Consider the following 20,463-nt stretch of genomic DNA (forward strand, 5'->3'; position numbering starts at 1 on the left):
TTGGCTTGATGGCTGCCTCGCGCTTTTCTGCTTTTGGTGCGGGATGGAGCGGTTTTACCTTCTCGGTTTTTCTTTTTGCCGCCCCATATCAACGGTCCAGATATCCACTTTTCCGTTCGTATCCGCTGCGAGGATTGCCGTGAGGTCTTTGTCGCTATCCGCTGCTTGGACGATTCCGATTGTGCTTCCGCCGTCGCCCTTTCCTTCTCCGGTCGCGAACCAGACACGCTGGTTCCACGGGATCGAATCAATGCCGAGTCCGTGGTTCCAATTTTTCGTGAGTGCTTCGGCGGAGATCATTATGGCTCCGGGGTGTTCATCGTTGTCTGGTCTGCCGACGACGATCGCTCCCGGATTCTTCTCCCCATCGTATTGCTGTACATAGCCGAGCGAGATTCCGATTCGGCCGCGCGCGCTTTGGCGAATGAGCGTTCCGCTTGGTTTTCCGTTGGTTTGTACGGCGTTATCTTGATCAGAGCCTAGGTTGACCGTAACTTTAGTTCCGGCCGCCTGTTCTTTTTGGCCGTAGACGATGGCTACCGCACCTGTTTTGTGGTTCGCTTCGGGCGCGCCGATTGCGTAGTCATCGCTGCCGTCTTTATTGACGTCGCCGATTCCTACGATTGCTGTGCCGAACTTTGCTCCGTCGCCAGTTGCAGTCACCGTTGCGCCAATTTCACTGGCTTTTCCTGTGGGAGCGGTGGTTTCGATTGCGTACACAAGGTTTTTATCAGGTATCCCGACGCCGATCACGCTCGCATCTTCTCCACCATACGTTGCGTTGAGTGGTACGAGCGTAACTGGGGTATCGGCGTCGATATCCCATGTTTTGGCGATCTTTGGCTTTCCTTCGGTAGTCTTTGCCGTTGCAACTTGGTCAATGTAGTGAACTTTGGTGCCGGACGCAACTGCCAATCCCTGGCCGCCGCCTGGCGTGTCGGAGGAAATGGCGCGCACGGGCGCATCGAACTGGTAGGTGGCGCGAAGTGGCAATTCTGCAGGTGTAGCTTCTGGCTTCATCTTCGTGGAGTCAGCAATGAAAACTTGTGTGCCGTTCGCAAGTGCGACTGTGGCCTTCTCACCTTGCTTGGGCTTGACGCAGGTAATTTTCCAATCTGTGCCGGAGCCTTGCGGAAGCGTGTAACGGTAGGCTCCGCGCTGTTCGGAAAGCTTTTTGGTTTCCTGGTGATCGTCGGAGCCGTATGGAATGAATGGGACGATCGTGAGGTTCTTGCCGTCTTTGGAAAGGAAGATCAGATCGTTTTCTGGGCGGTCTACAATATCGCACGTGACCTGCGGGATCGTGCCAGCATCGGTGTAGGTGATGCGGTCAGTTTTGCGAACCGAATCGTGGTAGCGCTTGCCGTCAATCCCGGACCATTTGCGCGCTTTAGAATCTGCGGTGGTGGCAACCTTTTCTTTGCGCTCGGTTTGTGGGCGCTTGATATCTGGCTCATCTCCGAGCCCGAGATCATCGAGGACATCGCCTTCACGATCTTTAGCACCCGGGTCCGGAATGATGTCATTCTTAGGCTTCTTACCAGGGGGTACTTCATCATCTTCACCCCACACATCTGCGCCATCATTATGCTCTTTTTTAGACTCAGGGGTTCCCTTTGGCTTATCTTCAGGCTTCGGCTGAGAATCCTTCGGCTTATTCTTCGGAGATTCGCCTCCATCGAATAGATCTTTGAGGCCTTTAAGATCCCCTTCACGAGGCTTTTCGCTAATGATCTCATCGCCTTCTTCATCCCAAACATCATTATCAGCATGAGCTGGGGAAACAATATTTGTTGCCATTAATGCGCTTATTGCTAACGCGAAGGGAACTCTCCCTCTGAGGTTTTGTCGTTTCATAAACACTCCAATTATTTTTATTAGGTAAGCATAACCTTATAGAACAATTAGGAGGCGTCGAACAAATTGTTAGGAGCATTACTCATACAGCACTACCTGCATTTTCTTAGGAAATCCGGCGCTCCCACCATATATTGCAGATCATGCCGAATTCTCAATATTTTGCAGGTGTTCGAATCTTATACCCTCCCCAAAAGCCCCATCTCTGCACTAAAGCACAACAAATGGGGTTGGGGTGAACCTGCATCAGCAGATTCACCCCAACCCCACAGCCAGTTAACAACAACCAGCCTTTAAAGGATCACTCAAACAAAACGAGCAAACCAGTTCAGTTTCGAGAACGCTTACGCCCAAGAACCAAAACCGCACCCGCAGCAATCATGCCACCCATAATAGACGCGAGGATCCCAAGATCAGCACCAGTCTTAGCAAGATCAGACTTCTTCGAAATCGCCTTTGGTGCTTCTGGTTTCACAGGAGCTTCAGGTTTCTTCGGCTCTTCCGGCGTACCAGGCTCTTCTGGAGTGCCAGGCGTACCTGGCTTCTCCGGATCGGCAGGAGCGGCAACAACAAGACCTGCGTCGATGTCGCGGCGATCTTCATTAACGTCGATCACCTTGGTCAGGCCAGTTGCGCCTTGAACATCGGAGTCCTTGAACACGTTGCGTGCTGGATCAGACGGAACGTTCTTGGTGAAGCCTTCGAACGTCTTGCCGTCTGCGGTCTTTGCGCCAGAGTAGTCAAACTTGACCTGGTACTTGCCCTTCTCCAAACCAGTAAACAGGTACTCACCCTTCTCATTCGTGGTCTGAGGAGTAACACCTTCAACCGGCTTACCGTTTTCATCAAGCAACGTCACAACAACACCAGCAACACCCGGTTCACCAGCATCCTGTAGGCCGTTACGGTTCGCATCGAACCACACCTTATCACCCAAGGAAACCTTGCCCGGAACAGCAGCGACAACACCGGCGTCAATATCCTTACGATCCTCTTGCAGATCAATAACCGACGTAACATGAGACTTCACATCAGCATCAGAATCACGGAACAAGCGTTTTGTCCAAAAAAGAAGTTGCCACTGGTTTCCCAGTGGCAACTTATCGACAGTCGGTTAGAAGAGATTTACTTCTTCGCCTGGCTGCCGGCGTAAATGCCGATAGCAGCCATTGCGGTTAGAGTACAGACGATCCAGCGGATCCAGTCAATTCCGCGCGTATCGATCGGGTAGCCAAATGCGGAGAGGATCAAGTTTCCAAGGACCACACCTACAACGCCCAGGATCACTGTTGCTGCCACGGACAGGCTGGCACCCTTGAAGAACTTTGCGAGGAAGCCAATCACGGCTCCGAAAATAATAGTTCCGATGACGTTAAACATAATTAAAACCTTCCTTCGGACCCACGTTCGCACCGCCCTTATATGGCAGTAGAACTATGAGTACTAAGTCCTAGGTTACTCCCCTCACATCACCAGCACACGTTATAGCACAGAAAATAAGCTGACCGTGGAAACGTATAAAAACCGCAAAACAGCCAATAAAGAAGAGGCAGGCAACTATCCACGCACGTAGTTGCCTGCCTCAAAAGATAGATGACCTTGAACAGCCCGCCGGTTGCACAACTCCTTCGAGCCGATCACCTATCACATATTCACTTTCCGCATTCTTCAGGAGTTACACACTAGGAAATCCTTCCGATGCCTATATATAACCATCCGTATCTCTGAAACCAATGCGCAGAAGCTGGGAATTCACTGGGAGTTTTTACAACTCCTGCAAAAGGTGCAGAAAGGCCGGATGAACACCGCAAGAGTGTTCATCCGGTCCCACGCTTCAGTGCCGCGAGATCAACGGATCATTGCGCCACAGCACAATAGGTTCACCCTGCCAGCGCTTCACGATCCACCAGATCGCCTCAATGATCCCGGCAGCCACCAGGCCAACGATCACGCCCTGCCACATCACCGCCAAATTCGACGAATCCAACATGAAGATCTGCTGAGTCAGGCCCCATGAGAAGATCACGCCATACCCGAGCACTGGCAGCACGATCAGCCACACCTTCCACCAGGCCCACGGCCGCGCAACACACGCCAACACCCACGTAGACGGAATAATCAGAGCCGCGAGCGCCGCGGTAGTCGCCTGAGTATAGTCCCCAGAAAAATCGCCCCCCGAAGTCATCAAGAAGGTCACGAACGAGCTTGCGCCCACGACAATTCCAGACGGCACCGCGAACCACAACACCCGCTCCACGAATCCATCGCGCGCCCGCTGATTGTTCGGCGGCAGCGAGAGCAGGAACGCCGGCACACCAATGGTGAACCAGCCGGTGATGGTCACGTGAATTGGCTGGAATGGGAACGGAACGGCGCTCACGATCACCAGCATGGCCAGTACGGCAGAGTAAATGGTCTTGGTTAGGAACAGGTTCGCAACACGTTCAATGTTCCCGATCACGCGCCGCCCTTCGGCCACCACGTGCGGCAAGGTTGCAAACTTATCGTCCAACAACACGATTTTCGCCACGGAGCGCGTGGCCGGCGAACCAGACCCCATCGCCACACCAATATCGGCATCCTTCAAGGCCAGCACGTCATTCACGCCGTCACCAGTCATGGCCACGGTGTGCCCGCCGCGCTGCAACGATCCAACCATCGCCCGCTTCTGATCCGGAGTCACGCGCCCAAACACCAAGTTTTCGGCCACACGCGCGTCAAAATCCGCCTCACCTAGCGTCCGCGCGTCCACAGCATCGCCCGAATCCACGCCCAACTTCCGGGTCACCGCGCCCACAGACGCCGCGTTATCCCCCGAAATCACCTTCACAGTCACGTTCTGTTCCGCAAAATACGCCAACGTATCAGCCGCGTCCGGACGCACCTTTTGTTCAAAAACCACCAGAGCCACCGGGACGACGCCGGACAGTTCCGTATCGTCTCCAACCTCCTGTTGCGTATGGGCAAGCATGACGACGCGCAACCCGCTCGATCCCAGATCCTCAGCAGCTTTCGCAGCCTCGCTACCGCCAGCCAAAACATCGGCAGCACCAAGAAGCCACGAGCCCTGCCCAGCAAACGTCACACCAGACCACTTCGTAGCCGACGTAAACGCATGACGTCCCACAACCTCCCACACTTCAGCAGGAGCATCATGCGCCTCAATAATCGCCCGCATCGTAGAGTTAGGATCCTTATCAGCCGCACCCAACTGGGCCAACACCAGATCAACATCAGAACCCAGATCACCAGCGTCGTCAAAAACACGAACCGACTCAAAAACCATCCGGTTCTCAGTCAACGTACCCGTCTTATCCGCACACACCACGTCCACGCGAGCCAACCCCTCAATCGCAGGCAACTCCTGAACCAGACACTGCCGCTTACCCAAGCGAATAACACCCAACGCAAACGCCGTAGACGTAATCAAAACCAAACCCTCAGGAACCATCGGAACCAACGCGCCCGTGATCTTCAAAATCACCTGATCCCACGCCGAATTCCCCTGCGACACCTGCGAATACACAATCAACGCGCCAACCGGAATCAACACCCACGTAATGTAGCGAAGAATCGAATTAATCCCCGACTGCAACTGAGACTTAGCCAACGTGAACCGCGACGCCTCCGCAGTCAACCGAGCAGCATACGAATCCGCCCCAACCTTCGTGACCCGATACGCACCCGTACCAAACACCACGAAAGAACCAGACAAAATATCGCCACCCGCAGACTTCCGAACCGCATCCGATTCACCAGTCAACATCGACTCATCCACACTCAAGCCATCAGACTCAACAACCTCACCGTCAACCACAATCTGGTTGCCAGAACCAAGCGCGATCACGTCGTCAAGAACCAGCTCTTCCTGAGCCACCTCAACAACCTTGCCATCACGCCACACCCGCGGGCGCTCCTCACCAATCAAAGAGAGGGAATCCAACGTGCGCTTCGCCCGCAACTCCTGGACAATACCAATCGCAGAATTCACCACGATCAGCAAACCAAAAGCCGCATTAATAATCGAACCCGTAGTCATCACCATCACGAACAACACCGATAAAATCGCGTTAATTCGCGTAAACACATTCGACCGCACAATATCCCACACAGTCTTACCCGTGCGAGGCGGCAACGTATTCACCCGGCCCTGCGCAACGCGCTCCTCAACCTGCTTCGCAGACAAACCCAACATGCAGATCCCCTCTCCTACTTGGCGCTTACTTCTTCTGATACAACGACTTACGCTGGAACACCGGCTCACTCGTCACATGCACACCCAGATTCCGGAAAATACCCTCATCCACAGTGCCCAAAATCGTTGTCACATGAGCATTACAATTCTTCAAATTCTGCAACTGAGCCATCGCATTCCGAGCATCCTGGCTAGTACCAGCCGACACGCTCAACGCAATCAACACCTCATCCGTGTGCAAGCGCGGATTACGCGAACCCAAATGCTCAGTCTTCAACTTCTGAATCGGCTCAATCGACTGCGGTGACAACAACAGTGCATCGTCATCAATCCCGGCCAAACGCTTGAGCGCATTCAACAACATCGCCGCAGAACAGCCCAACAACTCAGACGTCTTGCCCGTCACGATCGACCCATCCGGCAATTCAATCGCAGACGCCGGAGCGCCCGTCTCCTGCGCGCGCTTCAACGCTGGCGCAACCACGCGGCGATCCGCCGTCGTCACCCCAGCTTTACGCATCACGTGACGCACGCGATCCGACAACGTCGAATCCAACGACTCCTTACGTTCCTCAACACGCGCCTGGTAGTAACGGCGAATAATCTCCTGACGCGACGCCTCACGAACCGCCTCATCATCAGAAATACAATACCCAGCCATATTCACGCCCATATCCGTAGGGCTCTGATACGGCGACTCCCCAGCAATCCGCTCCAGCAACGTACGCAACAACGGGAACACATCAATATCTCGGTTATACGACGACACCGACTCGCCATACGCCGCCAAATGGAACGGATCAATCAGATTCGCGTCATCAAGATCAACAGTCGCCGCTTCGTACGCCAAATTCACCGGATGCTCAAGCGGAATATTCCAAATCGGGAACGTCTCAAACTTCGCGTACCCCGCCTTCGTGCCACGCTTCGCCTCATGATAAATCTGCGAAAGACACGTAGCCAACTTACCCGAACCCGGCCCAGGAGCAGTCACCACAACAAGATCACGCGACGTCTCAACAAAATCGTTCTTACCCAAACCCTCATCAGACGCAATCACGTCCACATTCGTAGGATAACCAGGAATAATACGATGCCGAGCAACACGCACACCCATCCGCTCAAGACGCTGCATAAACGACACCGCGAGCGCATTCGACTCCTCAAACTGAGTCATCACCACGTTCTCAACTAAAAAACCACGCTCACGGAACACGTCAATCAAACGCAACACGTCTTCGTCGTACGTAATACCCACATCCGAACGCATCTTCTGACGCTGCAAATCTTTCGCATTCAAGCAGACAACGATCTCAACCTCATCCGCAATCTGCTCCAGCATCACAATCTTGTTATCCGGAGTAAACCCAGGCAACACACGCGACGCATGATTATCGTCAAAAAGCTTGCCGCCCATCTCCAAATATAACTTGCCGCCAATCTTCGCGCGGCGCTCCACAATATGCTTGGACTGCAACTCAATATACTTCTCGCGGTCAAAACCAACCTTGAAGCCCATGCTTACTCTCCTTACTCACTGCTACTCACAGCGATCGCTGCTTGCTGTTGACTGCAACTCTTGCCGCCACTCGCAGTTCCTCCAAAATAAGGAAAAGCTCCCTTCGTAAGCCGAAGTGGAAAACCACAACGACCTCCAGGGAGCCCAACAACGGAGCTTACGCGCCATTGCTATTCCTCGTCAACCGCATTCGATGTGATGAACCGGTCACAAACCAAAGCCGATCACAGCCCAAAGCTGGCGCCGTGGTCCTTCGAAGAAGACACACCTGCCGCCAAATCAACGCCCGCAAAATAAGCCGACATCTGAGCAAGGTTCTCTAACTCTTCTTCCGACGCGTCATAGAGCTCATCTTCGCCTGGCATCCACACGATCCCCGGAACGTTCCACTTCTCTCGCTTCATCACCTTTTCAACCTGATGAGCTGGTTTACCCGTGAGACGATCGACGTAAATACGGCCCTTCAGGTGGTCATACTCGTGTTGCAAAATACGTGCGAACCAGCCCGTTGCCTCTAGGTCATACCATTCGCCCTTCTCATCCTGCGCGCGGAGCACCGCCCGCGGCGAACGACGCAAACCATACTGGTAGCCAGGGAAAGAGAGGCAGCCTTCTTCATCTGCTGGGCCTGGTTCGAACACGTCAACCGGTTCGATCAGCAACGTTGGGTTCACGGCAACGCCGCGCTGCGGGCCTTTATGTTCTGGGCCGTCGTACATCCACACGAACATCGCCAAATCCAGGCCGATCTGCGGGGCCGCCAAACCAACTCCCGGCGCCGCTTCGCACGTTTCAAACATATCCTGCGCCAAGGTGGCAAGCTTTTCATCAAAAACTGTTACTTTTGCACTGGTTTTATGGAGAACCGGCGAACCATACACATGAATTGGATAAAGCATACATATAGCGTACGGGAAAGGCTGGTGTGGCACCAGTGTCTGGGACTGTGCCTGCGCAACTTCACCTGGCGCCTGCCCGGACCTGCACCCACCCCGAATCAGACCTGATCATCCTCGATTCCGCCCTTTACCAGCGCCTGATTTCGATCGAAGATGCCCACACGATCGTGGAAAACGCGCCGGCAAGAAAACAGAAAATTTTACGCCGGTTCACACATCTCGCCTATTCGGGCAGCGAGACCCGGGTTCGGAATTTCCTGCAATCACTCCAGGTGAGCGTGCTGCCCCAGGCGCACATCCCTTCCGTGGGGAATTAGCCATCGGAATCTTTGCGTTCTTCCGGCAACGAAAACCAAACGAGACCGAGACCATTTCACAGATACCGATGATCTTCCCTAGCCTTTACGGCATGTTCCTTTAGGCTATGTTCTGTGAACATATTCCTGATTGCACTAATCGCGGTAACCATGTACAAGATCCACATAAACCGGACCCCGGACGTGGACGCGTACCTCTCCCACAAGCACACAACACGCATCAACGGATTCTTCATCCTCATCGTGTTCTACGCACACATCCGCACATACATGCCCTACGTTCCAGAAACAGACGCATGGATGTACACCGTAGCAACAGGACTCGGCCAACTCATGGTGGCACTCTTCCTCTTCTACTCCGGATACGGAATCCACGAATCAATCAGACGGAAACCCGGATACGTCCACACCCTGCCCCGCAAACGCATAGGCATCACCTGGATCAACTTCGCATTCGCACTCCTCTTCTTCCTCACACTCGACCTCATACTTGGCCGCGAAATCACCCCCTACCAGGTCATCTTCGCGTTCCTAGGATGGACAAGTATAGGAAATTCAGCCTGGTACATCTTCGCAATCCTCGTACTCTACCTACTCACCTACCTCACATACACACTCACGGCACGAATCACCAGCACGCCAGTAGACACACCAGCCACTGCAACCACAACACCGACTGCAGCATCAGCTACAGCCACAACAGCACTGCCCATCGCATTGATGTTCCTAGTCACAATCGCATTCAGCCTCACCATGTGGTGGGCAAAAGGCGGCATCGCAACCTACTCCTACAACACCGTGCTCTGCTACCCACTAGGCATGGCATGGTCCGCCTACCGCACCCCGATCGAAAACGCACTACGCCGCCCACACCCATGGCCAACCTGGCTACTCCTCTTCGCAGCCAGCACACTAGCATTCGCCACACTCCGCGCCTACTCCGGCACGCACTACCTCATCTTCCAACTAGCAGCCCTTGCCTACTGCCTCCTAGCCCTCCTCATCACAACAATCATTCACATCAACAGCCCAATCCTGGAATGGTTCGGGAAAAACCTCTTCTGGATCTACGTACTCCAACGCCTCCCCATGATCGCCTTCACCCACATCGGACTGGCAGAAAACCACCGCGCCCTATTCGTGACACTCACCCTGCTCAGCACCATCGCACTCACCCTCCTAGCCAAAAAAGCAATCGCACCAATCCAGCAATTAATTCGCTAAAAACCAGCATAAAAGCCGCCTCTGACATACTTTGGTGAACACTTTCCCCAAGGAAAAGTAAGAACAAAACGCAAGGTGCTGCAACGTCGTCGGCGTAACAAAAAGACACAACATAACTAAAACGTTAAATTGACTGCTAAAACCCAGCCACGTAGACTCACAAACGAAAGGTAGCCGAATAGTCTCCGTATGGTGGCGTGCCATGACAAGCACATGGATAGGCTACCTTTCGCCTACCCGCGGAACTCCCACCAAACACCGCCACTCGAATGAGCACGATGCCACACCTGAGCCCACCGATCCGTAGACGTCACGGGAGCGCCCTTCTTCACGCCAGTCATAATCGTGCCCGCAACCATATCAGTCAACTGAAGCCCAAGCTCACGCTTCGAATCCCGGCACACAACCTGACGAACACTCCCATGCCCACACAAATTCGCCTGATTCAAAACATAAGAAGAACCAGAACAACCGAAAGCACGAACGTCCGCGCCATCAATCAGCACCAACGCATCCGACATCCGCTCACAATCCCGAACCAGCAACTGGTGAATAAAGAAAATCTTCAACTCATTCCCATGCAACTGTAAGAAACCCTGCGACAACTCGCGCTTATCCACAATAATCGCACGAACATCAAAAACTTCATCCACCAAACGAGCAAAGAACTCGTCCTTATGAACATCCTTCATCTTGGCATGCTTGAACTCACCAGCCGTGCGTAAATAATCAGGCATCGAACGCATCACCCGTTCGATCGACTCCAAAGCCGCGCGATCAGGCACCACGCACGCCGCCATGACCAAATGCGTGGACGAACCCCTATTAAATTTCATGCCGGCATCGCCGGAATCATCAATAAACACATACACGAGCCGCTGCACCTCCTCGCTTTCTCTCCATTTGTGGCCTATTACGGCCTACGTAGCCAAAGCCCCAGAGTGCGCGGCGTCTATGCCTATCCCGTCCGTAGTTTGCTTCGCCTCCAAACAACTATTCGCCTATGCAATGTTCAATCTTCATTTAATCACACAGCGACAAAGATTAGTCGATCCGTAAAGTACAGTGCCACATTTTTTTAAAGGATGTCCAAAAATTGGACCGATGACCGCGGTGGAAGAACAAAATTTCGGGCCGGAGCAGGCGCAGGATGGCGGTGGGTGGTGGTAGATAGCGGGCGGTGCGGCGCCCGATCGGCGGGAGAGAACACAGGAATGCTCTATGGAGCATTGCTGTGCAATGTGGCGCTTTTTTGGGAACCGCGGAGGCCAGACGGCGGAGGCCGGCAACCAGATAGCGGGGAGACGCGGCACCAACAAACCAGCCCAACAAAAATTCCCCGGAACCCAACTTTTCGTTGGAATTCCGGGGAATCCATTGGCGGTAGCGGAGGGATTTGAACCCTCGGTACGGGGTTACCGTACACAGCATTTCGAGTGCTGCACCTTCGGCCGCTCGGACACGCTACCTCGCTTGCCAATGATAGCGTGCAATCTAGGTTCGGCGCAAAATGACCGCGCCACGTCACACTCGGCACAGGCAGGGAAAGCCGGCAGGACACCACTCAGGAACGAATATGGCAAAGCAAACTACGGGGAAGCCAAGCAAATACAGGCCAGAAAGCCAACCAAAACAGAAAAGCCACTGGCTCTATCGCAGCCCCACCCGGTCACCAGCCGAACAACCCGCATCACCGCCGCGCTTCAAACCAATCCTGCAAGATGGCCACGTTTTCGGCTTCGCACAGGCCGCCGATCACTTCAACAACATGGTTGAGCCGGGCGTCGCGCAGCACGTCCCGCACAGACCCAGCAGCGCCCGCCTTCGCGTCCCACGCCCCGAAAACCACCCGCGACACCCGCGAGTTCACGATCGCCCCGGCGCACATGGTGCACGGCTCCAGCGTTACAACAAGGGTGCACCCGCTTAGATTCCACCGCCCCAGCGCCCGCGCTGCCTCCCGCAGTGCGTTCACCTCGGCATGTCCGCACGGATCGGCATCGGCTTCGCGCGTGTTCCATCCGCGCCCAATCACGCCCCCATCAGGGCCAAGAATCACGGCCCCCACGGGAACGTCGCCGTCTGCCCCGGCCCGCCGGGCTATTTCCATGGCTTCGTGCATGGTAACCGTCTCAGATTCGTACATGCTTCTTATTTTATGCATGCATCCTGCCAAGAAAACGGTAGATTAGAGGTATGGAACTTCAGGTTATTAGCCACCCACTTGTGGCACACAAGCTTACAACGTTGCGTGATAAGCGCACGCCGTCCCCGGTTTTCCGCCAGTTGGTTGAGGAAATCATTATGCTGCTTTCGTATGAGGCAACGCGTGAGGTTTTGACCGAGCCTAAGACTATCGAAACGCCTGTAGCTGAAATGGTGGGTACAACGATGGCTCACCCGCGCCCGGTTGTGGTGCCGATTCTGCGTGCTGGTTTGGGCATGTTGGAGGGTATGGTTCGGGTTATTCCGGCTGCTGAGGTCGGTTTCTTGGGCATGAAGCGTGATGAGGAAACGCTGGAGGCGATTACGTATGCGAATCGTTTGCCGGATGATTTGCATGATCGTCAGTGTTTCGTGTTGGATCCGATGCTGGCTACGGGCCACACGTTGATTGCGTCGATTGATTACTTGCTTGAGCTGGGCGCACGTGACGTCACCGCGATTTGTATTTTGGCTGCTCCGGAGGGTTTGAAGGCTTTGGAGGAGCATATTGGCGATCGCGGCAATGTTCGTATTTTGGTTGCGGCGGTTGATGAGAAGTTGAACGAGAAGGGCTTTATTGTGCCTGGTCTTGGTGACGCCGGCGATCGCCTGTACGGGATTGTTGACTGATCGTGTCACATTTTTACAGCGCAACGTTTGGCCCGGGTGTTCCTGATTACCTCGGGCCGCGTTGGGTTGCGCGCACCGCGTTTTTGAATGATTCCGACGCCGGTACCCCACCTCACCGGCCGGACGTTGCGGTGTTGGTGAGTGAGTACGACGCCGATGCTCGCGTTTCCGATTCGGGTGCGGCCGCGTTGTGGTTGCCTGGTTTTGTGGATTCCTTTTTCCATGTGGAGCAGGCGGCCGCGTGGGGCGCGGTGGGTATTCCTTTATATGGGTTGGATTTTCGACGTTCGGGCCGCGCGTTGCGGGTGGCGAATCGGCGTGATGATCTGCGCGATTTATTGATCCGTGAGGAAGAGATTTTTGTTGCTCTGAATCATTTACGTTCGGTGGGTGCGAAGCAGATTGTGTTGATCGGGCATTCTACGGGTGGTTTGCAGGCGGCGTTGTTTGCGGATCGGCATCCTGGTGCGGTTGATGCGGTTATTTTGAATTCGCCGTGGCTGGAACACAATGGGCCAATGTGGCAGAAAACAGTGGCTACATCTGCGATTATGCAGCTTGCCCGGGTGGCTCCTACGTTCCCGGTGGCACGTTTGCGGCGTAATTATGCGCGTAGTTTGCATACTGATTTTGGTGGCGAATTCACGTTTGACCCGGCTCATAAACCGCTAGAATCTGGCCCTGTTTTTGCCGGTTTTCTGGCGGCTGCCCGCCGTGCCCATGCGATGGTGGCGAAGGGTCTACATATTCATGAACCTGTTCTTGTGGCTCATTCGGATGCATCCGGGAACAGCGCGAATCCAAGCGCAGATGAGTTGGCGCGCACCGACGTCGTCGTCAATGTGAAAGATATTAAACGTTTGGCTCCCACGCTCGGTGACCACGTGGAAACCCTGGAAGTGATCGGAGGCCGCCACGACCTGGCCCTTTCGGAATTGCCGGCGCGAAACCGGTACACGCGGGACTCGATCCGGTGGGCGCTGCGGCAACTCGGCCGCTAATTCGCGCGTTTTTGCCGGAACGTTTACGCTTATATACGTATATCTGCCGCGACGCGGCGAAACGTAACCTCGAAGGAGATTCGCGATGGGCAAGGCGAGCCGCCGCAACAAAGAAAACAAGCCAAAGAAGGTCCGTATCCAGTTTGTGGACCGTCCGTTCGAAGGCCTCGCGTTCGAACCACAACTCGTGGCGATGCGTGAGATTCTGCCGGCCGCAACCCTGCCGGTGAAGACTGTTGCCGAACACGGCGCTGAAGAACTGCAGATTGTTACGTTGCTGCCGGGGATGGCGGCGGCGTCGCGGCGGAAAGACGGCGTGCTGCTGGTGGCGGCACAGACCGTGATGAACTCGGGCGATGTTTCGCTAGATATTGCCGATCGTATCCTTAAGGGCCTCGAACTCAAGCCAGGCGAAACCTTGCAGCAGAACGATCAGCCAGTCCCAGGGCCGCGCTTGCAGGACGTTCTTGATCTGTCGTTCGAATCCGTGATGGAACTGCACGATGACTACGCTTTCTGGGTGGATCCGGCCGAACTTGAGGATCCTCAGATGAAGGCTGCCGTGGAGCAGACCCGCGATCAGGTTCTGCCAACCGCCGAAGTTCCAGGCGTTGACGGCGCTTTCTGGTGCCGTATGCAGCGCGAATTCGTGCGCTGGGTGCGCCCGGAACCAGAAGCACAGGTGTTGGATGCGTTGGCTCGTATGCATCAGGTGCGCGAACTTGGATTTGAAGGTGGCCGTTTTGTTGGCGCGTTCCGCGCGCTCGGCCTGCTCATCCCAGTGTTTGAGCTGGAAGCAGGGGCCGAAGCCGACGAACTGACCAAGCCAATGGAGGCCTTCGTTGAGCGCTTCAGCAAGGCCATGGCTGTGACCGATGCTTTGACTCCGGAAGAACGCCGTGCGCGCGCGGGCATCATCTCACGTCAGGTGACTCTGCGATAATGCGGGAGGTCTTCTGGTGCACATGCTGTAGGCGTGCGCACTAGCCACTGACTGTGTGAGGCTGTTGGGCCTTGATGGGTGGGTTTGGAGCAGGGCTCCGAACCCACCCCTTTCGTTTACCCAAAGTCCAGCTTTGCTGTGGCTATGTTGCCCAACACCTGCTTCCCCTTGCCCAGATCCACCCCAGCCCTCTCTCTGATCTGCCCGTTTCCTACGTCTCACCGCCGTATTTCACCAGAACTTTACTGACTTTTTGGAGTATTGTTACGTGTTGTGAACAAAGAACAACGCGTAGCAGTGATTATTCCGGCGAAGAATGAAGAGGAACGTATTGCGGCAACTATTATGGCCGCCCGCTCGATTCCTCATGTGGATCTTGTTGTTGTTGTTGATGATGGATCTACGGACAATACGCAGGGCGTGGCTCGGGCGGCGGGCGCCTCGGTTGTTCGGCATGCCGTGAACCGTGGCAAGGCGGCAGCGATGGAAACCGGCGCCGCTGTTGTTGCGATGCGTGATGTGGAGGGCCGGGATCCGCGCGCACTCCTTTTCTTGGATGCAGATTTGGCGGATTCCGCTGTTGAATGTGCCCCGCTTGTTTCTACTGTTTTCTCAGGTGGCGTTGATTGCGCGATCGCATACTTGCCGCCACAGTCTGGCGCGGGCGGCATGGGCATTGTTACCAAAACTGGCCGCAACGCGATCCGTTTCCTCACGGGCTGGTTCCCTCGCCAGCCGCTTTCAGGCCAGCGTTGTCTTACCCGCAAGGCTTTCGATGCCGTCGTCCCTCTCGCTTCCGGCTGGGGTGTTGAAGTTGGGATGACTATCGATCTTCTCGTTGCCGGCTTCACCGTTCAAGAGGTGAATTGCGAACTGCGCCACCGCGTCTCCACGAATGATTGGGCGGGCCAGATGCACCGCGCGTCGCAGTTGAAGGGTGTGCTGAAGGCGGCCACTGCCCGGATCCTGCGCGATCACAAGGTGCGCAATCCGCGCCGCTCCTCCGCGGCCGATCACGGAAAGCCGTTTAATTCGTATAACGCCTAATGTCCGTTATTACAGTAGGCAAAAACTTGCCATGTCATAATAATCGTGCGCACTTTTCCCGAATTTCCAAAAACCTACACTAAAGTAACCGAGGTTAAGGTAGTGTGATCATCGCAGGTGCTCGGCGTTTTGGAGGCGTTATGCGCGATTTTGATTCAGACGGCAACCGTTTACTGCTCCCTCTTGGGGCATCTAAGTTGGCGGAGGATGCCTATCTGAGCCTTCTCCTTGAGCAGGATTTGAATATTCCTGACGATGTTATCGATGAACTTCTTGATCTTAACTTGGTTGCTTTTGGGGAGGACGGCCTGGTTCCGCAGCCTGCTTCTGCGATTTTGCAGGAGGCTTTGGATTCGAAGTTTGCTGAAGTTAAGAAATTGAAGGATTCGTTGAGTGCTTTTGAGGCGATGGAGTCTCACACTCGGAAGAGTTACCACAATGTCACGGTGAGTTTGCGTGAGATGGATATGTGGTACAACAAGATTCTTGATGGTGCTCAGTCACATATTCGTTATTGGGATAGTGAGCCGCATATTCACAAGGAGTTGACTACTCCGTTGTTTTCTTCGTTGTGTGAGCGTGGGGTTTTTATTGAGTCGGTTTATGAGTCTGAGTCGTTTGATGATCCTGCGTTTACGGATGCGGTGATGGAGTGTGTTCAGGCTGGTGAGCATGTGTCGGTTGCGCATAAGCTTCCGTTTCGTATGTTGATTGCGGATGATCGTGAGATCATGATTATGTGGAAGAATGATGCGGATCTTCCGATTGCGATGGTTTCTGACGATATTCATTTGATTGATTTTTTGCTTCGCGGTTTTGATTACATGTGGGAGCGTAGTATTCCGTTTGGGAAGCGGCGCGTGGGTGGTGACGTCACGATTCCTGATGATGCGAAGGAGATTTTGAGTTTGATGTCAGCGGGTTTGACTGACGACGCGATTGCCCGCCGTCTCGGGGTCAGCTCACGTACCGTTGCACGACGCGTAGGCTCTCTCATGGCCGCCTTGAACATCAATACAAGGTTCCAGTTGGGGATCAAGGCGCAGCAGATGTTTTTGGGGAGTTAAGGCACGTCGCATCTTTTACGACGTAAAAGGGGCTGTTATAAGACGAGAATTAGATGACGTAACAGGATTTCATTGCCTAGCGTTTAGCCCGCAGTTCTAGAAGTTCGCAGCAGCACAGGGCCGTGCTAATGCCCGAACTTGTTAGGCTTCCGAACCCCGGCGCGTCACCAACACCAGCGGCGCCCCGAACACCACACCCAGCAGCGCAATAACCAGCCCCGAATCGTTCACAGCAACACCAACCACCACAAGGGCGATCATCGCCCGAACACCCCAGCGGAGATCGTCGCGGTGCGGCGCAGTTGCTGTGGCCACAGGCGGGCGGAGAACAAGCGGATCAGTAGAAGTAGAAACAGCTTCGCCACCGCGCACCCCAAACACCGCAGCAACCTTCGCGCGGCGCACCCAGCCCCACGCGAACAGCACAGCCAGCGCAACCCACACGAACCACGGCGCAGACCCAACCATAAACATAAACTTGCGGTAAATAATCACGGCGGCTTCGCCGTCGATCAAACTTTGGAAGAAACGCCCCATGTGAGTCCAGGAACTTTCCGGCCGCAACCAATCCACAAACGCACCAAACAGGGCTGCCACCGCGGCACACACCACGATCACAGACACACTGCGCGCAGTGAGCCCCCGGCCCACCATCACCACGAAAATCACCAAATACGCAGCCACCAGTGCCGGCACGCCACCAAAATCGGCGCCCAACGCGCCAGACCCATCAATCACCACGGCGATCATGCCAAGCGCAATCACGGCCGCAGGCACAACCAGGCGCTCATGCCGCCCACGCAATGCCCGCACCGCCACGAAAGTCACATAGATCATCGCCAACGCAAACACGGTAAACGGCGCATTCGACAGCCCGTAGAAACGCCCGCCCTGCTGCGGCTGATCGCCCAGTACAGACGACGCATGCAGCCCCGACCCAAGAATCACATCCAGCCCAATCACCGCCGCGCTCACCAGCGCCACCAGCCCAGCCGGCTCAGCAAGCCGCAGGCTCACAGCAGCCACCACAACACCAATCAGCACCACGCCGCCCAAGAAGGCGAAGGTTGGCATGGACGCCCGCCACCACGGCACCAGGTTGGCCAAGAACGAACCGGCAGGCAGCATGGCTACAACCAGCCCGAAGAAACGATGCCCAGCAGAAAGTTCAGGCCGCCGCCCAGCCTTCCACCAGCGCACCACAAACCACGCCAGGAAAACACCGGCGGAAAGGCTCATGAGCAGGTAGAACGGGCCCACAGCTGGCCGCACGGCGATCGCCCGCGCATCCGCATCCCGCAACGTGGCCATGATGGATTCGGAAGTCATCTCCGCCCCGTCGCGCATCGCCACCGGCGATCCCACAAAGTCCGCGATCGGCCTATGCCCCAGGAACATCATGATCGCCTGCGGCACATCCGTAAGTTGCACCAGCCCGTGGTGCCGGGTTGAGTTTGTGAACGCGAGCGTGCCGGGTTTGATGCCGTCCCCCGCGGCAGTCATGAGTTGCAGGTGAGCCGCGCCCGGATCAGAATCGGCCACAGACGCCACAAGGATCGTTGTATTCGGTTCAATTTCTGCCAGAAGTTTTCCCAGTTCAGCATCGATTTCGCGCACTTGTTGCGTGGCGCTCGGGGTACGCGCGCCCGGCGGCGCGAAAGCGGCGCGGAGATCTTGCAGCGTGCCTTTATCTTTGGCTTGCGCCCGATGCGGATCGGCGTTGTTCACGCGCCCCAGATCCACAATCACCAGGTCTGCATCAGCCACGCTCCGGTACGCTTGCGCCACGTCCCGCGCCACGCCGCGTTCGTACGTCACGTTAACATGGCTGCGGCCTGGGAGTTTTATGTTCGACGACGATCGGGCAGCTAACGCTGCCCCGGAGCCTACCGTGCCAACGGTGATGTTGCGTTCAGCTAATTCATCCCCAAAAGTGGCTCTAGGAGGAGAAAAAGGGGAGGTTTTTTCGCCGTCGATTCGTGCACGTTCCACTTTGGCGGGAAGCACCCCCGAAGGAGACGCGATAACAGGTTTAGCGCACCCTGTTTCTACCGGATCGGCCGCACGCACACCTTGGCTGATCGTGAGCCAGCCAGCGTTCGGGCAGGTGCTCACGCCAAGCGTTTTCACCACCAGATTAGAGGAGGCCCCACGCGGCACCAGGCTCGCGAGCGCCGGCGTGTGTTCTTCAGAAACATCCGCCCAGTGAACACCACTAAACCCAATGAAAACAGTGCGTTGGCCTACACCAGGTTGGCCGGCGTCTCCAGCCTGAGCAATCTGCCCCCCGCGCCACGCAGGGGTGAACAAAACACCCAAAAACGCTACGGTAATCGAAACCGCCGCGATCCACCAGTGCGTTGATTGTTTCATTCGTGGCATCAGCTTCGCACCCGCACATTCAACGCGCCAGGGATGATGCGCGCATAAACCCGGTTCGTGTATCCCAAAACATCCCCATCCACCTGCACCGGATGCAGATCGCGTGTTTCCAGAGTGGCTTCAGTGATCCGGTGAACATCCAGATCGCCCTGCGCGGGAACGCCCGGAATATCAACCTTTTTCATTCCAATCCCACGCATCCCTGCCCGGCGTAGCAAATCAGCCCAGCCGATCAGCCCAGCCCGAGTATCAACAATCGCGAGTTCCATCCACCCATCATCCGATTTAGCTGTGGAATCCAAAATAAGCCCGCCCAACAGTTCACCACAGTTTAAAAACATGACGGTTCGAGCATCGGTAGTTACCGGTGCCGTAGCACTCCCCGCAGTAATCGTGGCAACCATCTTCGGAGCCAAAATATGAGGCAGGGCAGCCTTAAAATAGGCCGCCCACCCAAGCTTTTCTTTCAGTTTCTGGTTCGCATCGGCTTCAGCCATAATCGCAGCATCCAGCCCCATGCCCGCGTTCACTACAAACACGTGCTTCCCAGGCGCGGCCACATCACCGCTACCCAGATCCTTCGTTCCTCCCGCAGCCACAATCGATTCTCGCACCTGTAACACACCCACATCAATCCTGCGAGTAGCGCCAGTTAAGGCAATAACGGAAAGTTCCCGAAGGTCGTCGAGAGGAAAATTCAAATTCCGCGCCAAAAGGTTCCCGGTACCAATCGGAATCAACCCCATCGGAATATCCGTACCAGCCAAACCTTCCGCAACCCGCCGAACGGTACCATCCCCGCCAACCGCAATCACAACAGACGCACCCGCGGCAATCGCTTCCCGAGTCTGCCCCAACCCCGGATCCTCCGCCGTAGTAGGCAACCACACGGGCTCCCCCAACGACGCATCGTGAGCCGTACGCGCCAAAACCGCACGCAACCCAGCCCAATCTGTATTCTTCGTAGGGTTATACACAACGTAAGCGGCACCAGGAATATCCGCCAGCGCGCTCTGCGCCGATTCGCTCTCCCGCGAGGCGCTGGTTCTCCGCCGGTCAACAACCATCCCTCGAATCGCACGGCGATTACGAAGCATGCCAAAAAGCGCCACGAACGCAGCCACGAACGTAGCAACCGAGAGAACCAATTCCCAATCCATACGCCCAATCCTACTCG

At 55.3% G+C, this 20,463-nt stretch carries 17 protein-coding genes and 1 tRNA gene; 7 read left to right on the top strand and 11 right to left on the bottom strand.

The window, feature by feature from the left end; translation table 11 throughout:
* Nucleotides 1-54: 54 nt before the first annotated feature.
* The 6 genes from ARCH_RS09495 to def form a co-directional block, all read right to left on the bottom strand.
* Nucleotides 55-1,800, bottom strand: coding sequence for an integrin alpha (locus ARCH_RS09495; protein WP_049765865.1), 1,746 nt, complete (start codon nt 1,798-1,800; stop codon nt 55-57).
* A 385-nt stretch (nt 1,801-2,185) separates the two neighbouring features.
* The gene (locus ARCH_RS08715; RefSeq protein ID WP_013170904.1) at nt 2,186-2,911 is read right to left on the bottom strand and encodes an SdrD B-like domain-containing protein; all 726 of its coding nucleotides are present in this window, start codon (nt 2,909-2,911) and stop codon (nt 2,186-2,188) included.
* A gap of 71 nt (nt 2,912-2,982) precedes the next feature.
* Nucleotides 2,983-3,237, bottom strand: coding sequence for a GlsB/YeaQ/YmgE family stress response membrane protein (locus tag ARCH_RS08720; protein WP_013170905.1), 255 nt, complete (start codon nt 3,235-3,237; stop codon nt 2,983-2,985).
* A 454-nt stretch (nt 3,238-3,691) separates the two neighbouring features.
* Nucleotides 3,692-6,052 (bottom strand): HAD-IC family P-type ATPase, encoded by a 2,361-nt coding sequence (locus tag ARCH_RS08725; RefSeq protein WP_013170906.1) that lies wholly within the window; start codon nt 6,050-6,052, stop codon nt 3,692-3,694.
* Nucleotides 6,053-6,077: 25 nt separating this feature from the next.
* On the bottom strand, nt 6,078-7,571 hold the full coding sequence (locus tag ARCH_RS08730) for a DUF1846 domain-containing protein (RefSeq protein ID WP_013170907.1): 1,494 nt from the start codon (nt 7,569-7,571) through the stop codon (nt 6,078-6,080).
* Between the two features lie 224 nt (nt 7,572-7,795).
* The gene (gene def, locus ARCH_RS08735; RefSeq protein ID WP_013170908.1) at nt 7,796-8,470 is read right to left on the bottom strand and encodes a peptide deformylase; all 675 of its coding nucleotides are present in this window, start codon (nt 8,468-8,470) and stop codon (nt 7,796-7,798) included.
* A 47-nt stretch (nt 8,471-8,517) separates the two neighbouring features.
* Between def and ARCH_RS08740 the strand changes: the two genes are divergently transcribed.
* A complete protein-coding gene (locus ARCH_RS08740) occupies nt 8,518-8,787 on the top strand; it encodes a hypothetical protein (RefSeq protein WP_138975366.1) in 270 nt (89 codons plus the stop codon).
* A gap of 114 nt (nt 8,788-8,901) precedes the next feature.
* On the top strand, nt 8,902-10,011 hold the full coding sequence (locus ARCH_RS08745; protein WP_013170910.1) for an acyltransferase family protein: 1,110 nt from the start codon (nt 8,902-8,904) through the stop codon (nt 10,009-10,011).
* A 233-nt stretch (nt 10,012-10,244) separates the two neighbouring features.
* On the opposite strand, the gene ARCH_RS08750 is transcribed toward ARCH_RS08745, so the two are convergent.
* From ARCH_RS08750 to tadA, 3 genes are all read right to left on the bottom strand, one after another.
* Nucleotides 10,245-10,895: a DUF3800 domain-containing protein gene (locus ARCH_RS08750; protein WP_041640472.1), complete on the bottom strand. Its 651-nt coding sequence runs from the start codon at nt 10,893-10,895 to the stop codon at nt 10,245-10,247.
* A 494-nt stretch (nt 10,896-11,389) separates the two neighbouring features.
* Nucleotides 11,390-11,480: transfer RNA gene (locus ARCH_RS08755), tRNA-Ser, on the bottom strand.
* Nucleotides 11,481-11,701: 221 nt separating this feature from the next.
* Nucleotides 11,702-12,157 carry a tRNA adenosine(34) deaminase TadA gene (gene tadA / locus ARCH_RS08760; RefSeq protein WP_049765867.1) on the bottom strand — a complete coding sequence of 152 codons (456 nt, stop codon included), beginning with the start codon at nt 12,155-12,157 and terminating at the stop codon, nt 11,702-11,704.
* Between the two features lie 50 nt (nt 12,158-12,207).
* Between tadA and upp the strand changes: the two genes are divergently transcribed.
* The 5 genes from upp (at nt 12,208) to ARCH_RS08785 (ending at nt 16,904) form a co-directional block, all read left to right on the top strand.
* Complete coding sequence (upp, locus tag ARCH_RS08765; RefSeq protein WP_013170913.1) at nt 12,208-12,846, top strand: uracil phosphoribosyltransferase; 639 nt, start codon at nt 12,208-12,210, stop codon at nt 12,844-12,846.
* A gap of 2 nt (nt 12,847-12,848) precedes the next feature.
* On the top strand, nt 12,849-13,847 hold the full coding sequence (locus ARCH_RS08770; protein ID WP_013170914.1) for an alpha/beta hydrolase: 999 nt from the start codon (nt 12,849-12,851) through the stop codon (nt 13,845-13,847).
* Between the two features lie 85 nt (nt 13,848-13,932).
* Complete coding sequence (locus ARCH_RS08775) at nt 13,933-14,790, top strand: DUF5926 family protein (protein WP_013170915.1); 858 nt, start codon at nt 13,933-13,935, stop codon at nt 14,788-14,790.
* A 273-nt stretch (nt 14,791-15,063) separates the two neighbouring features.
* A complete protein-coding gene (locus ARCH_RS08780) occupies nt 15,064-15,837 on the top strand; it encodes a glycosyltransferase (RefSeq protein WP_013170916.1) in 774 nt (257 codons plus the stop codon).
* Nucleotides 15,838-15,941: 104 nt separating this feature from the next.
* Nucleotides 15,942-16,904, top strand: a complete 963-nt coding sequence (locus tag ARCH_RS08785) for a helix-turn-helix domain-containing protein (RefSeq protein ID WP_041640474.1) — start codon at nt 15,942-15,944, stop codon at nt 16,902-16,904.
* 141 nt (nt 16,905-17,045) lie between these two features.
* On the opposite strand, the gene ARCH_RS08790 is transcribed toward ARCH_RS08785, so the two are convergent.
* On the bottom strand, nt 17,046-19,277 hold the full coding sequence (locus ARCH_RS08790; protein WP_148214504.1) for a hypothetical protein: 2,232 nt from the start codon (nt 19,275-19,277) through the stop codon (nt 17,046-17,048).
* Nucleotides 19,278-19,285: 8 nt separating this feature from the next.
* Entirely contained in the window at nt 19,286-20,446 is a 1,161-nt protein-coding gene (locus ARCH_RS08795; RefSeq protein ID WP_013170919.1) for a diacylglycerol/lipid kinase family protein, read from the bottom strand.
* Between the last annotated feature and the right edge of the window lie 17 nt (nt 20,447-20,463).

Source organism: Arcanobacterium haemolyticum DSM 20595 (assembly GCF_000092365.1).
GTDB classification, from domain to species: Bacteria; Actinomycetota; Actinomycetes; order Actinomycetales; family Actinomycetaceae; genus Arcanobacterium; species Arcanobacterium haemolyticum.